At 59.5% G+C, this 13,528-nt stretch carries 13 protein-coding genes; 5 read left to right on the top strand and 8 right to left on the bottom strand.

The window, feature by feature from the left end; translation table 11 throughout:
* The 7 genes from ACIPL2_RS19360 to ACIPL2_RS19330 all read right to left on the bottom strand — a co-directional run.
* Positions 1 to 718: Gfo/Idh/MocA family protein (locus tag ACIPL2_RS19360; protein ID WP_401358638.1), on the bottom strand; the 718-nt coding region annotated here is incomplete at its 3' end.
* A gap of 48 nt (positions 719 to 766) precedes the next feature.
* The gene (iolG, locus tag ACIPL2_RS19355) at positions 767 to 1,762 is read right to left on the bottom strand and encodes an inositol 2-dehydrogenase (protein WP_401358637.1); all 996 of its coding nucleotides are present in this window, start codon (positions 1,760 to 1,762) and stop codon (positions 767 to 769) included.
* 73 nt (positions 1,763 to 1,835) lie between these two features.
* Positions 1,836 to 2,708, bottom strand: a complete 873-nt coding sequence (locus ACIPL2_RS19350) for a sugar phosphate isomerase/epimerase family protein (RefSeq protein ID WP_401358636.1) — start codon at positions 2,706 to 2,708, stop codon at positions 1,836 to 1,838.
* Between the two features lie 51 nt (positions 2,709 to 2,759).
* Entirely contained in the window at positions 2,760 to 3,656 is an 897-nt protein-coding gene (locus ACIPL2_RS19345; RefSeq protein WP_401358634.1) for an intradiol ring-cleavage dioxygenase, read from the bottom strand.
* A 78-nt stretch (positions 3,657 to 3,734) separates the two neighbouring features.
* Complete coding sequence (locus tag ACIPL2_RS19340) at positions 3,735 to 5,171, bottom strand: sugar porter family MFS transporter (protein ID WP_401358633.1); 1,437 nt, start codon at positions 5,169 to 5,171, stop codon at positions 3,735 to 3,737.
* A gap of 165 nt (positions 5,172 to 5,336) precedes the next feature.
* Entirely contained in the window at positions 5,337 to 6,674 is a 1,338-nt protein-coding gene (locus ACIPL2_RS19335) for a carbohydrate porin (protein WP_401358631.1), read from the bottom strand.
* Between the two features lie 219 nt (positions 6,675 to 6,893).
* Positions 6,894 to 7,808 (bottom strand): LysR substrate-binding domain-containing protein, encoded by a 915-nt coding sequence (locus tag ACIPL2_RS19330; protein ID WP_401358629.1) that lies wholly within the window; start codon positions 7,806 to 7,808, stop codon positions 6,894 to 6,896.
* A 172-nt stretch (positions 7,809 to 7,980) separates the two neighbouring features.
* Between ACIPL2_RS19330 and ACIPL2_RS19325 the strand changes: the two genes are divergently transcribed.
* Genes ACIPL2_RS19325 through ACIPL2_RS19315 form a run of 3 tightly spaced genes read left to right on the top strand, consistent with a single transcriptional unit; the run spans position 7,981 to position 10,347 of the window.
* The gene (locus ACIPL2_RS19325) at positions 7,981 to 8,823 is read left to right on the top strand and encodes a dioxygenase (RefSeq protein WP_401358628.1); all 843 of its coding nucleotides are present in this window, start codon (positions 7,981 to 7,983) and stop codon (positions 8,821 to 8,823) included.
* Positions 8,824 to 8,861: 38 nt separating this feature from the next.
* Positions 8,862 to 9,248, top strand: a complete 387-nt coding sequence (locus ACIPL2_RS19320) for a nuclear transport factor 2 family protein (protein WP_401358627.1) — start codon at positions 8,862 to 8,864, stop codon at positions 9,246 to 9,248.
* A gap of 31 nt (positions 9,249 to 9,279) precedes the next feature.
* Positions 9,280 to 10,347, top strand: coding sequence for a maleylacetate reductase (locus ACIPL2_RS19315; protein ID WP_401358626.1), 1,068 nt, complete (start codon positions 9,280 to 9,282; stop codon positions 10,345 to 10,347).
* A gap of 9 nt (positions 10,348 to 10,356) precedes the next feature.
* Here the strand turns inward: ACIPL2_RS19315 and ACIPL2_RS19310 are convergent, their stop codons facing one another.
* Positions 10,357 to 11,382 (bottom strand): LacI family DNA-binding transcriptional regulator, encoded by a 1,026-nt coding sequence (locus tag ACIPL2_RS19310; RefSeq protein WP_401358624.1) that lies wholly within the window; start codon positions 11,380 to 11,382, stop codon positions 10,357 to 10,359.
* 136 nt (positions 11,383 to 11,518) lie between these two features.
* Here ACIPL2_RS19310 and ACIPL2_RS19305 point away from each other — a divergent pair, with 136 nt between their 5' ends.
* A complete protein-coding gene (locus ACIPL2_RS19305; protein WP_401358623.1) occupies positions 11,519 to 12,367 on the top strand; it encodes an SDR family oxidoreductase in 849 nt (282 codons plus the stop codon).
* A gap of 8 nt (positions 12,368 to 12,375) precedes the next feature.
* Positions 12,376 to 13,518, top strand: a complete 1,143-nt coding sequence (locus ACIPL2_RS19300) for a phytanoyl-CoA dioxygenase family protein (RefSeq protein ID WP_401358647.1) — start codon at positions 12,376 to 12,378, stop codon at positions 13,516 to 13,518.
* Positions 13,519 to 13,528 lie beyond the last annotated feature (10 nt).

Here is a 13,528-nt window from a genome sequence, read left to right as displayed (position 1 = left end):
CCCAGGACATGAAATCGATGGTGATCAACTTATCATCGTAGTTGAGCACCGCGCCCACGGCGTCCTCGCGCGCCGAATCGCTCATCTGCCCGGCGAACTTGGTAATCCGCGCATTGACCGATTTGGGTTTGCCGAAGTGCAGCAGCAAACGGTCGATGGTATGGCAGCCGATCACATAAAAGGCACCGCCACGGTCGCCCGGTTGCTTCATGTGGTTGGTGTCGGCTTCGTCGTGTGAACAGCCAGCGTGCGCGCGAACCTGCAGCACCTTGCCGATTTCACCGCTCTGCAGCACCTGCTGCATTTTTTCCACCGATGGCGCGTAGCGCCAGCAGTAGCCGACTTGGAACAACCCGCCGGTACGCTCGACCGCGTCGACGATGCGTGTGGTGTCGATGGTGCCGCGGCCCGCCGGTTTCTCGCAGAGCACCGCTTTGCCGGCCTCCAGCGCTTCGATGGCCCAGTCGGCCATCAAGTAGCTCTTGGGGTGCACGAGCACCACATGCACGTTCGGGTCAGCGAGGATTTCTTCCTTGCTGCGTGCCTGCAAGTCCAGCGCATCGCAGAACGGATCCAGCAGAGGGCTGTCGTCATAGGCGCCAAGAAACTGCACGCCGGGTATGCGCTTGAAGGCTTTGACGCGGCCCGACGTGTGTGGGTGGGTAATCCCCAGGCAGGCCACACCGATAGTGGCGCCATTCTCAAGCTTGTAAGACATGATGTTCTCCAGGTGTTCTTGTCCGAAATAGACGATGACCGTTCAGGCTCAGAGCCTGACCGCGCGCCCGGTCTTGACCGATTCGACTGCGGCATCGGCCAGCTGCAAGGCCTTGAGACCGTCCTGTACGGTGGTCGGCATCGGCGTGCCCTTCACCAGCGCTTCGATGTAGGCATCGAGTTCGGCTTTGTAGGCCTGCTGATAACGCTCAAGGAAGAAGTTCAGCAGCGGTTCGCGCGCATCGGTGACGTCCTGGTTCCAGCGACGGATTGTCGTCGGACGCAGGTTATCCATCTGCAACATGCCTTTGGAGCCGAATACTTCGATGCGCTGGTCGTAGCCATAGACCGCCTGGCGGCAGTTGTTGATATGGCACTGTTTGCCCGACGCCGTTTGCATCTGCACCATGGCCGTGTCGTAGTCGTCGTACTTTTCCATCATCTGCGGATCGATCAGGCGGCTGCCGATGGCGGTCAGCTCGACCGGTTCCTCGCCCAGCAACCAGCGACCGATGTCCAGGTCATGGATGGTCATGTCGCGGAAAATACCGCCCGAATGCTCGATGTAGTCTTCCGGTGCCAGACCAGGATCACGGCTGCTGATGATCACCTGGCGCACTTCGCCGATATCGCCGGCATCGATAGCCGCGCGCATTTCAGCGAACGTGGACTCGAAGCGGCGGTTGAACGCCAACATGACCCGCCCATTCAGGCGCTCCACTTCCTCTACCGCGGCCAGGCTCTTGGCCATATCGAGGTCGATCGGCTTCTCGCACAGCACCGCTTTGCCCTGGCGCACGGCACGCAGCATCAGGCTGATATGGGTGTGGGTTGGAGTGCCGATGACGATGGCCTGGACATCGTCGCGATCGATGGCCGCTTCGCAGTCGAGCATGGCGTCGGCACCGAAGGCGTCGGCCAGGCTCTGAGCGGCATCACCGAACGGGTCCGCCACCACGACGAGCTTGGCGAACTGGCTGGCGGCCACGTTGGCTGCATGGATCTTGCCGATACGGCCGGCGCCGAGAACTGCGATACCTACCATTTGTTATCTCCTTGAAACGCTATTGTTCGATGGTGTAGACGAGTGCAACGTCAGCGTGCTTTGGCACATCAATTCAATTCGGGAACTGGATGCCTTCGAATTGCGCGAGGGTGGTGTCAAAGGCTCTCTTCGCCGCCACTTCCAGGGGCAGCTTGCGCAACTCGGCGGAAATCAGCTCGACACCCCAGGGCCCGCGGTAGCCGACATTGACCACCTGCTGGATAAACGCCGGCACATCCAATGCACCTTCGCCACACAGTTTGCGATGGTGCGTCGAGTCGTTGAACAGCGTTTCGACGATGGCGTGATTGGCGTCATCCAGCTCGATGGACTTGATCAATTCAAGCGGGATCTTGGCGATTTCATCGAAGCTCATGCCGCCACGTGCGACGTGCCAGGTGTCCACCAGAAGGCCGCCGTTAGGGCGCACGTTCTCGGTCACTGCAATGGCGCGGTCGATGGTGCAGACGCTGGAAAACGGCAGGAACTCGATCACCACGTTGACGCCGAAGGGTTGAGCCCGATCGCATAACAAGGCAAAGGTTTCGCGCATGCGCGGCACGTCCGGAGGCCCGTCTTCGAACAGACCGCCGGCGACCTTGAGGCTGCGCGCGCCCAGTTCGCCGGCAATGTCCAGCAACTCGTCGCGCATTTTGTCCGACGCCGCACGGCGCTCGCCGTCCAGGTGCCAGTCGGTCAGGAACTCGACTTCCACGTGTTTGATGCCGTTGTCCTGGAGAATGTTGCGCACCGTGGAAATGCCCAGCTTGTCGACGTTATGCAGCAAGTCGGCATGGACAAACCCCATGCCGCGCCAACCGGCTTTCGAGGCGACTTGCGCTCGATCCTGCAGGGAGAACGGGCTGATTTCGCTGGGGGCGCCAGGGTAGGTATCGCCAGCGAGGGTCCAATAGGCAGCAAGAAGTTCGATATTTTTAGTGGGCATGACGATCACTTATGAGGGGTTTGAGAACGGTCAAAGACAGTTGTCGGTAAATCAGAGCGGGGTCAGAACAAAATCCCAATTGACCGCCAGGAACGGCACGGGCAAGTCGTAACGTTCGGCGACCGCCGGGTCGCGTTGAGTGGTGAACTCGGCGATCAATTCTTTCTTCACGCCAAACACGGTGTCCTCGTGCAAGTACTGGCAGTCAGGCGTGAAGATGTGCGTGATGACCTGGTCGTAACCGTTGGCGGTGACGATGAAATGCAGGTGCGCTGCGCGGTTCGGGTGCCGGCCCAGATCACCCAACAGCTTGCCGACGGGACCGTCGGCCGGGATCGGGTAATGACGCGGCTTGACCGTGCGGAACGCGTAGTAACCCTCGGCATCGGTGGTGAACAGCCCGCGCAGGTTGTAGTCCGGTTGCAGACCTTTTTGCTGCACGTCGTAGAAGCCATCATCGTTGGTCTGCCAGATGTCCAGGGTGGCGCCGGCAATCGGCCGGCCCGCCGTGTCCAGCACCCGACCGCTGACGAGGGTCGGTTCGCCCTTGCCGTCCAGGCAGATGTTCGCGCCGTTTTCATAGTGCGGCGCATTGGCCACGTAGAACGGGCCGAGAATAGTATTGGGCGTAGCGCCCTTGGGCCGGCGATGGTTGATCGCGTCGACCAGCATGGTCGCACCCAGCACGTCCGACAGCAGGATGTATTCCTGACGCCAGTCGGTGCACATCTGGCCGGTCTGGGTCAGGAACTCGATGGCCTTGAACCACTCATCGTGAGTCGGCTCGATTTCCTTGATGGCGGCATGCAAATGCCGGGTCAGTACCGCCATGACTTCGGCCAGGCGCGGGTTGGCGTCGGCAGAGATTCGGGCATTGACGATTTCGGCGGAGTGTTCCTCTTCGAACAGGCCGCCAATGGCGATGTCGGTGTCCAGGTGAGCAGTCATGAGTGGAAATCCTTGTTCGTTATTCTTGAAGGCCGGCCGGCTTTTAAGGGTGGGCGCCAGCCTGCGCAATGGCAGTTCTCAATACGCTTTGACGTCGGCAACAGGCCATTTTCTGCGCCCGCTGAAGCGCTGTTTCATCTGTTGTTCAATCTCTTCCAGGGTCAGGCCCTTGGTCTCTGGCAACCACAAGGTGCAGAAGATGATCGAGCCGATGTTCACCACGGCGAACAGGAAGAAGGTCATGCCGCCCATCGCACTCAACAGGACCGGGAAGACGAAGGCGACGATGGCATTGAAGATCCAGAATACGCTCACGGAAATGCCATTCATCAAGCCCCGGGCGTGGGTCGGAAACAGCTCCGACATCAACAGCCAATACACCGGGCCGATGCACATCTGCATGAAGAACAGGAACACCAGCACGCCGGACAGTGCCAGGTAACTTTGCACCAGCGAATGCGGCATGAAGTTGAGCACGACACCGAGGAAGATTTGCGCCAGCACCACAACAGTCAGCCCCAACAACAGCATCGAACGACGGCCCATGCGGTTGATCACCCACATGCCGATCAAAGTGGCGATCACCGAAACCACGCCATTGCCGATGGTGGCGACCAGTGCGGCATTCGTGCCCATGCCAGTCTCTTTGAGAATCATCGGTGTGTAGTACATGAATGCATTGACGCCGGTGAACTGGATCACGAAACCCAGGCCGATACCGATGGCCAGCAGCTTGAGCAACCAGGGTTCGTTGAGCTTGCCGAGCACGCCGCTGTGGTGCTTTTCGACGTTGCACTGGGCAATGATCTCCTTCAGCTCGCGGTCCGCCTCGCGCTGGGTATCACGGATACCGGCCAAGGTCGTTTTTGCTTCGGCAATACGCCCTTTGCTGACCAGCCAACGGGGTGAGGTCGGCACAAAATGCATTCCGACGTACAGCAGCACCGCCGGGATCAGGGCGATGGCGAGCATGTAGCGCCAGATGAACGGACTGTCGAACAGGTGCGCCAGGCCGGCGCTGGTGATGTAGGCCAGGCACTGTCCAGAGACGATCATCAACTCGCTCTGACACACCAGCCGACCGCGATGTTTGGGCGCTGCCAACTCGGCGATCAGCACCGGAACGGTGGATGACGCACCGCCAACGGCAATGCCCAGGATGAAACGGGTGATGACCATGGTCCAGATATCCGGCGCTACGGCGGTACCCAGCGCCCCCAATGCAAACAAAATGGCCAGGGCCTTGAGTACACCGAGGCGACCATAGCGGTCGGATAATTGACCGGCGAACAGTGCGCCGAACGCGCCACCAAATATCAGCGAGGAAGCCACCAGCCCTTCCGTCATGGGCGTCAAGCCAAGGCCACCCTGGCTGGCACCCACCGTCAAGAACGGCAGCGCCCCGGAGATCACGCCGGTGTCGTAACCAAATCCCAGCGATCCCATGGTGGTGATGGCTGCGATACGCCAAAGAATCTTTGACGAAGCACGGGAGGCATTTTGATTGTTGGACATGAGGTCAACCTTATTGAAATTATTTGTACGCTCAGTGGAATTGAGACTACTGCCATTGAAACGGAAAAAAAATGCCTCTACGGCAAATGTGTTTTCCGGCTAGTGGAAAACTGTAGTCACCCCGCCACGGTTCGGGTCCATTGATCGTGGCGGGTCATTACCGGGCTAGAACTTCGCTTGTACCTTGAGACCGGCGATCAACGCAGCGTCGATTTCACGCACACCACCGGGGTATTTCACGTACTGCAGATTGGGCCGCACGGTGAGCCAGTGGGTGACGTGGAACCCGTAATAGACCTCGCTGCTGACTTCGTTGTACTGCAGGGGCAGATAGGCGGGATCTTCGTAATCGGCAATGCCGTTCTGTTCATTCTGCAAGCGGGCACGCTGGCGGAAATCCGAGTTGGTGTGGACCTGTGCGATGCCCACACCCAGATCATCCTTGGGCCGGCCATCGAACGGCCCCTTGTAGACGATGCCCGCCTGAACGAAATGATCGACGCGGCTGGTGGCCTTGTCGTGTGCGGTGAAGTTGGCGAACACCGACAGTCCGCGCTGGCTGTCACCGTCGCGAGCGGTCAATTGCTGCTGGGCGACAAACCAGTAACCGTGTCGACTGGAGTGCTGTTTGAACTGATCGCCGGTCGCGGGCTGGGGATTACCATTGCGATCTTCGAGTACGTCATCCGCGTTGGCCGTGCTCTTGTAATAGCCCAGCCGATATTCACCAGGCAGCGCGTTGACCGTGGGACTCCAGACCAGCTCAACCGGTATCAACGCGCCTTTGGCGCCACTGCCGCTGAGCTTGAAGCCGTTACCGGTTTCCAGGTACGAGGGGTTCTGCTCGAACAACCCGACCTGTGCATACCACTCGGGAGCAAACTGGTAGCGTGCGCGCAGGGCCCATTGGCTGACCGGCCAGTTGTACCAAATGTCACCAATCCAGTTCGCCGCCTGGGCACCGCAGAACGGCGTGCTCTGAAAATCGCAGGGGAAGCTGTTGAAGTCCGAGCCTTCGTCGAAGCGGCCAAATTTCAGGTCCAGCGCGCCGTCCAGCCAGCCTTTACTGAGCCACATTTGCGTCAGGCGCCAGGTTTGCCCGCGACCGTAAACTTCCTGGCTCGAGGAGTAACCGCCTACTCGCGGATCAGCGATGCGATCGTTGGTCAGGTTGCGCCCGTCACGCTCGGTGACGGTGAACTGGAACGTCGAGTGTTCCCAACCAAGGATTCTTTGCAGGTCGGCCTTGAAGCCCAGCGCATATTGCTCGGTCCAGCGCGCCGTATGATCTTTGTCATAACCGCCGCGCACGTTGGCGGCCATTTCCCCGGTGTAACCCAGTTCGACATCAACACCCTGGTCCAGCCAGTTACTGCGTACGCCATCCCAGTCACCGGTCATCCAGCGCGAATCGCTGGAAAAGGCTTCATTGGCGGCATTTGATGCATTGGGAATCAGCAGGCAAAAGCTGACCGCAACCGTGCACTTGGCAAAGTTTTTCATGGGCTTAACGTGTCCTTATTATTAGATTTATTTTTAAACGCGCAGGCGAACGCAGACGCCTTTATTGTCGTATTGGTGAGCAGTATTGAAACGCAGGGAGCAACTTCTCTTTAAAAAAGAGAAGTTCAGCTGTTCAAGCGGAGCGGAGCATAGTTGGCACTCGCCGCACTGAATACCATCAAAAAAATAAATGTGTATTCCGTTCAGCGAGAAACTGCGTTAACGCGTCCAGTAGCGTTCGTATTCGTGCTCGGCGAAGTCCGCGAGCAGAAAATCGATGAACACGCGCAACTTGGTTGGCATGTAGCGACGGCTTTGAAAAGCCATGTTGATGGTCAGGCGCGGCAAGTCCCAATCATCCAGCACCGGGATCAGTCGCCCCGCCACCAGGTCGGCATTGATGATGTACTTCGGTTGCACCAGGATGCCGCCATGGGCCAGGGCCGCTGCGCGGACAATCTGGCCGTCGTTGGTTTCCAGGATAGGGTCGACCTTGACCACGCGCTCTTCATCGCCTTTGGTAAAGCGCATGACCCGGGGCTGGTTGGCGTGGCTGTAGATCAACAGATCGTGATGGGCCAGATCGTCGATGGTCTGCGGCGTGCCCTTGCGTTGCAGGTAACCGGGTGAAGCGGCCAGCACCCGACGCGTTTCGGCGAGGCGGCGAATGGTGATGTTGGAATCCGGCTCGTATTCCTTGGTCCTGATCGCCAAGTCGATTTCGCTGTCGATGATGTCGTAATAGCGGTTTTCACCCAGCACTTTGACCGTGATGTGCGGGTACTTCTTGCGAAACGCCGGGATCAGCGGCGCGATATGCAGCATGCAAAAGGAGATAGATGAGGTAATCGTCAGCGTGCCGACCGGCTGCACCAGCGATTCACTGAGCGAGGCCTCGGCTTCCTTCAACTCGCCGAGCAAGCTCTTGCAGCTCGCATAAAATTGATGACCGGAGTTGGTCAGGGCCAGGCGCCGCGTATTGCGGTCAATCAATCTGACATTCAGTCGCTGCTCCAACGCGACTAAGTGCCGACTTGCAGCGGCATTCGACAGCCCGAGTATTTCCGCCGCTTTGGTCAGGGTGCCGACTTCTGCCGTCGTTACAAAAAGTTCCAGTTCGGTCAGCCGATCCATTCAGTGCTCCGTTTTTATTCTTTCATATATGAAATAAAGAATTTCGTAGGCGGCCTTTTTCAACGCTGTGCGGAACTATAACGTGCAGCGCTATGACCTGAAAAGAGCGGCCCACTCCGTATCTCGCCAATCGACGAGCGCGCTTGGGCTTAAGAAAAACCAAGGAGTCAAGATGCGAAATCTGGACGAAGCGACCATTACACAAGCCGTATTGGCGCGTAATAGCAGCACCGCTGATGCGCGCTTGTGCGAGGTAATGACCAGCCTCGTGCAACATCTGCATGCCTTTGCTCGCGATATCAAACTGACGGAAAAAGAGTGGCGAAGCGGCGTTGATTTTCTCGAACAAGTGGGCAAAGCCTGCTCGTCCGATCGCCAGGAGTTTGTGCTGCTGTCACACACGTTGGGGCTGTCAACGCTGGTGCTGGCTCAGAATGACAGGAAGCCGTCGGGCTGCACCGAGGCGACCGCCTTCGACGTGCCGCAGATTCACAACGCCACGGTGTATGACCTGGGCGCCGACATCAGTGCCGGGCTCCACGGCGCCAAAGGGTACATGCGTGGCACCATTCGTGACGCCAAAGGCAACCCGCTGCCGTCCGCGACCCTTCAGGTCAGCCAGGTCGGTGGCGACTTGAATCCTGTGGCAAGCGACACCGACCGCGCCCTGCTACAAGCCGACCTGCACGGGCGATACTTCTTTTCCACCGTCGTGCCGCAGAGCCACCGCGTACGCCATGATGGTCCTGTCGGCACGATGCTCACCGCACTCAATCGCCACGCCTGGCGCCCGGCGCACCTGGAGTTCGTGATCAGTGCACCCGGATACAAACGGTTAGTCACCCAGGTTTTCCGCGAAGGGGATCCCTACCTGGATTCCGACGCTGTGTTCGGCGTGCGTCCTTCGTTGATTACCCACTGGGCTCAACAACCTCCCGGCGAGACACCCGACGGGACTCTCAGCAGCGATCCGTTTTATACCCTCGAATTCGATTTCGTCCTGGCGAAGGCGTAGTCATCGATCCCATTTTCAATGCCAATCTCGAGGGCCCCATGAGCAACGAGCCGTCCATCACTGCGTTGATTTCAGCGCTGGAAGAACAACGTTATCAAGCGATGCAACGTCATGACCTGGAGAACGTTCAGCGTCTACTTCATCCCGAACTCAGTTATGTCCACTCCAGCGGCAAAGTGGATAACCGCGACAGCTTTATGAAGAACTTGCGTGATGGACGTTCGATCTATCACCGCATTCAACACGTTGTTCATAACGTCCATCAATCAGGAGACACCGCCATTGTCTTCGGCGAAATGGTCGCCGATATCACTTCCCATGGCGTGGCTAAGACAATCCAGAACCGAACGTTAAATGTCTGGCTAAGGACAGGTGTTAATTGGCAATTGTTTGCCTATCAACCGACCCCCATCGCCACCCATTAATCATCCCTACCAGTTTGCGGAGAATAGACGTATGTCCACGTCCCCTTTTATTTATAACGGTCAACCGTCGCGCGTGATCTTCGGCCAGGGTTCGCTGCAACAGTTGGAAGCGGAAATCGATCGGCTGGGCGCCAAGCGTGCGCTAGTCCTCTGCACGCCAGAACAACGCGCCCAAGCCGAACACATCGCCCAACTGCTCGGCAGCCGTGCAGCCGAGATTTTCGACAAGGCCGTCATGCACGTGCCCATCGAAACCGCCCGCGAAGCCCGCGAACTGGCACGCAAGCTGGGCGCCGATTGCGCAGTGGCGATTGGCGGCGGCTCAACCACAGGGCTCGGCAAGGCCATCGCGATGGATTCCGGCTTGCCTATCCTGGCGATCCCGACCACCTATGCCGGCTCTGAGATGACGCCGGTATTCGGCCTGACCGAAAACGGCCTCAAGCGCACCGGCAAAGATCCGCGCGTGCTACCGAAAACCGTGATCTACGATTCGCAGCTTTCTGTCAGCCTGCCCATCGACATGTCCATCACCAGTGGCATGAACGCCATCGCCCATGCCGCCGAAGGTTTGTATGCCCAGGACGGCAATCCGGTGATGTCGTTGATGGCCGAGGAAGGCATTCGGGCGCTCGCCGCCGGCATGAAAACCATCCGTCACAACCCAAGCGATCTCGATGCTCGCGATGACTGCCTGTATGGCGCCTGGCTCTGCGGTACCGTGCTCGGCAACGTCGGCATGGCGTTGCATCACAAGCTTTGCCACACCCTGGGCGGCAGTTTCAACTTGCCTCATGCACAAACTCATACCATCGTGCTGCCGCACGCCATTGCCTATAACCAGTCTGCTGCTCCGGCCCTGTCGCGCATTTGCCGGGCGTTGAACGTTGAGGATTGCAGCCCGGCGGCGGCACTGTTCGACCTGTCCAGTTCACTGGGTGCACCGACCCGGCTGAAGGACTTGGGCTTGACCGAAGCCGACCTTGATCGAGCGACTGACATTGCCTTGTCCAACCCCTACTGGAACCCAAGGCCGATCGAAGCAAAGGCCATCCGGCAGCTGCTGCAAGATGCGTACGAAGGCGTCCGCCCGGCGTAAAAGGCTGACTCAGTAAGGCAGATTGAACGGCGTGACAATCTGCACTTGCGACGACGCAATCGGCCCCGCCTTCCACAGGCGATGAAATTGCAGGATATGCAAGAACACGTGGCGAGCATCGATCTGCAGGTTGTGATCGATGATCGCGGCGATTTTTTCCTCGGCCAGCAGTTGGCGGTTTTCCTCGTCGAGGTCGTGGCCGATAAACACCTCAAGCGGGCGATCCAGTGCGGCGAACGCGTCGACGATCGCCCGATTGCCCCCGCCCACGCTATAGACCGCCTTGAGGTCGGGGTGCTGTTTCAGCGCTTCGATCACGCGCTCGAAGGTGCGCTCGTAAACGCCGTAGCCACCGCTGATGTCCAGCACGCGCAAATGCGCGGCACGGCTGCGCAGCCACATGCGAAAGCCCATCTCCCGTTCTTCTTCACCGCGAAACAGCTCGCTGCCGATGACCACGGCGACGTCCTGCGGCTGTGGCGCCAACCAACGCGACAGCAAGTACGCGGCGGTCTGCCCGGCCGTGCGGTTGTCCATGCCGACATAGCCGATGCGCTCACTGTGCGGCAGGTCCGTGACCAGCGTGACCACCGGAATACCGACGGCGGCCAGTTGCTTGATCGCCAGGTTGACCGCCGGCTCGTCGGCGGCCTTGAGCACCACGCCCTGGCTGCCGGTGCTTGCGCAACGGAGCAATTGGTCGTGCATCGCCTGTGGCTCGATTTCTTCAAACAAGTGAAACCTTGGCGCGATGCGAAACGGCGCCAGACTGCTCAATTGCGCGGTCATCGCCGCCTGCACCGCCGCACTGAAGCGTTGCGGCGTGTGCATGATTACATCGACATGAAACGTACGCCCCGCCGCCAGGCCATTCTTTTCCTGAGCCTCCAATTCGTTCAGCGCCTGCTCGATGCGGCGATGGGTCTGGTAATGCACGCTGCCGCGCTGGTGCAGCACGCGATCGACCGTCGCCTTGCTGACGCCCGCCTGGGTGGCGATCTGCTTGATGGAAAAGTGTTTGGCACGTTCGAGCATCGATTGGAACCTGAGGTTTTCTTGAGGTCTTTTTGGGCGTTGCTGAGGTTTTGTCAATGCTAGTCTCTGTTTCGCCAGGCGTCGAGCCGGCGCCAGGACAACAACGCTCATAACAACAAGAAGCCAGGAGAACCGCATGTCTCAAACCGACCTCAACACCTCATTCAATGGCCGGTACTTTGTCGTTACCGGCAGCACCCAAGGCCTCGGTGCAGCGGTAGCCCACACGCTGGCGCGCCGGGGCGCCGCCGGCCTGATCATTTGCGGACGCCGCGCAGACCAGGGCCAGGCCCAGGTGCGCCAGTTGGCGGAACTCGATTGCCAGGCATTTTTCGTCGAGGCGGACCTGGAAAGCGTCGAGGATTGCCGTGCAGTGATCGACGCCGCCCGCGCCCGTTTCGGCACCCTCCATGGTCTGGTCAACTGCGCCGGCATGTCTGATCGCGGCAGCATCCTCGACACCTCCCCTGAGCTGTTCGATCGACTGTTCGCGGTCAACGTGCGAGCCCCGTTTTTCCTCATGCAGGAAGCGCTGAAACTGATGATCAGCCAAGGCGTGGAAGGTGCCATCGTCAACATCCAGAGCATCGTCAGCCACGGCGGGCCGGCGTATCTGACCGCATACTCGGCGTCCAAGGGTGCCCTGGCGATCCTGACCAAAAACGTGGCCTTCAGCGCTCTGCACAATCGCATTCGGGTCAACGGCTTGAACATCGGCTGGATGGACACGCCCCATGAAGACGAAATCCAGCGCCGCTACCACGGTGCCGAGGATGGCTGGCTGGCGACGGTCGAGCGCGCGCAACCTTTTGGCCGCTTGCTCAAACCCGAGGAAGTGGCGCAGAGCGTAGCGTTCCTGCTGTCGCGCGAATCGGGAATGATGACCGGCACCGTCATCGACCTGGAACAAGGCGTGATCGGCTGCGGCGATGACACCGCCCCGCGCCCCGCCAGCCCACTGAGCCTGATGGGAGACGCGCTTTGAATCAGCCGCTGTCAGCGTTTGTGCGGGCCGATTCAGTGCAGTTGCAGGACTTCGCCCGACTCTGCGAACAACAGGTCAATGCCGAGGCATATCCCCACTGCAGCGACGTGCAAAACAATGTGCCGATCTATCATGCGCAGACCTTGCGCGATGGCTATCGCGTGGAGGTGCTGGACGAACTGCACCGGCTGTTTCGCGACGGCCCCGGGGTCATGGTGGTGCGCCAGGGTTATGCAGACCTGGACGTGGTCGATCGCCACAGTCAGGTGTTCGAAGCCATCTTCGCCAAGGAAGCCGCCCAGGGCCTCACCGCCGATCACTTCGCCAAGGCCGGCACCAACGGGCGCATCTGGAATTCGTTGCAAAAGGCCGCGCTGCAATCGCCGTCGTCATTTGTCGAGTACTACGCCAACCCACTGTTGGGGCTGATCGCCGAGGCCTGGCTGGGCCCAAACTTTCAAGTCACGGCGCAGGTCAACGTGGTGCACCCGGGCGGCCAGGCGCAACAACCCCATCGTGACTATCACCTGGGTTTTCAGACAGAGGACGTGGTCGAGCGCTTCCCGTTGCCCCTGCATGCGTTGTCGCAATACCTGACATTGCAAGGGGCCGTGGCCCACTCCGATATGCCGCTGGAAACCGGCCCCACTCTGCTGTTGCCGTTTTCCCAGCAATACGCGCTGGGTTACCTGGCCTGGCGCCGTCCAGAGTTCATCGACTACTTCCAGCAGCACGCCGTGCAGTTGCCGTTGAACAAGGGCGACCTGCTGTTCTTCAACCCGGCGCTGTTTCACGCCGCGGGCACCAATCACACGCCTGATCGCCAGCGCATGGCCAACCTGCTGCAAATCTCCTCGGCCTTCGGCAAGCCGATGGAAACGGTGAACCGCGAACGCATGATGCTGGCGCTCTACCCTTGCCTGCTCCAGCGCCTGGCGGATCAGGTGCTGAGCGCTCAAGAGCTGGATGCAGTGATCGCCTGCACCGCCGACGGCTACGCCTTTCCCACCAACCTCGACACCGATCCGCCCCTGCACGGCCTCGCCCCGCAGACCGGGCAGCAACTGATGCTGCAAGCGCTGACGGAACGCTGGACCTACGCGTCTTTTGCCGAGCGCGTAGCGCAGATGAGTGCCAAACGCCAGGCATGAGCCGATTTCA

The sequence above is a fragment of the Pseudomonas sp. NPDC086251 genome, assembly GCF_044746405.1.
Classification (GTDB): domain Bacteria; phylum Pseudomonadota; class Gammaproteobacteria; order Pseudomonadales; family Pseudomonadaceae; genus Aquipseudomonas.
This window is presented reverse-complemented; position numbering and strand designations above follow the sequence as displayed.

Coding starts and splice junctions, on each gene's coding strand:
- iolG (WP_401358637.1), bottom strand. CDS start 1,762: ATGGTAGGTATCGCAGTTCTCGGCGCCGGCCGTATCGGCAAGATCCAT.
- ACIPL2_RS19350 (WP_401358636.1), bottom strand. CDS start 2,708: ATGCCCACTAAAAATATCGAACTTCTTGCTGCCTATTGGACCCTCGCT.
- ACIPL2_RS19345 (WP_401358634.1), bottom strand. CDS start 3,656: ATGACTGCTCACCTGGACACCGACATCGCCATTGGCGGCCTGTTCGAA.
- ACIPL2_RS19340 (WP_401358633.1), bottom strand. CDS start 5,171: ATGTCCAACAATCAAAATGCCTCCCGTGCTTCGTCAAAGATTCTTTGG.
- ACIPL2_RS19335 (WP_401358631.1), bottom strand. CDS start 6,674: ATGAAAAACTTTGCCAAGTGCACGGTTGCGGTCAGCTTTTGCCTGCTG.
- ACIPL2_RS19330 (WP_401358629.1), bottom strand. CDS start 7,808: ATGGATCGGCTGACCGAACTGGAACTTTTTGTAACGACGGCAGAAGTC.
- ACIPL2_RS19325 (WP_401358628.1), top strand. CDS start 7,981: ATGCGAAATCTGGACGAAGCGACCATTACACAAGCCGTATTGGCGCGT.
- ACIPL2_RS19320 (WP_401358627.1), top strand. CDS start 8,862: ATGAGCAACGAGCCGTCCATCACTGCGTTGATTTCAGCGCTGGAAGAA.
- ACIPL2_RS19315 (WP_401358626.1), top strand. CDS start 9,280: ATGTCCACGTCCCCTTTTATTTATAACGGTCAACCGTCGCGCGTGATC.
- ACIPL2_RS19310 (WP_401358624.1), bottom strand. CDS start 11,382: ATGCTCGAACGTGCCAAACACTTTTCCATCAAGCAGATCGCCACCCAG.
- ACIPL2_RS19305 (WP_401358623.1), top strand. CDS start 11,519: ATGTCTCAAACCGACCTCAACACCTCATTCAATGGCCGGTACTTTGTC.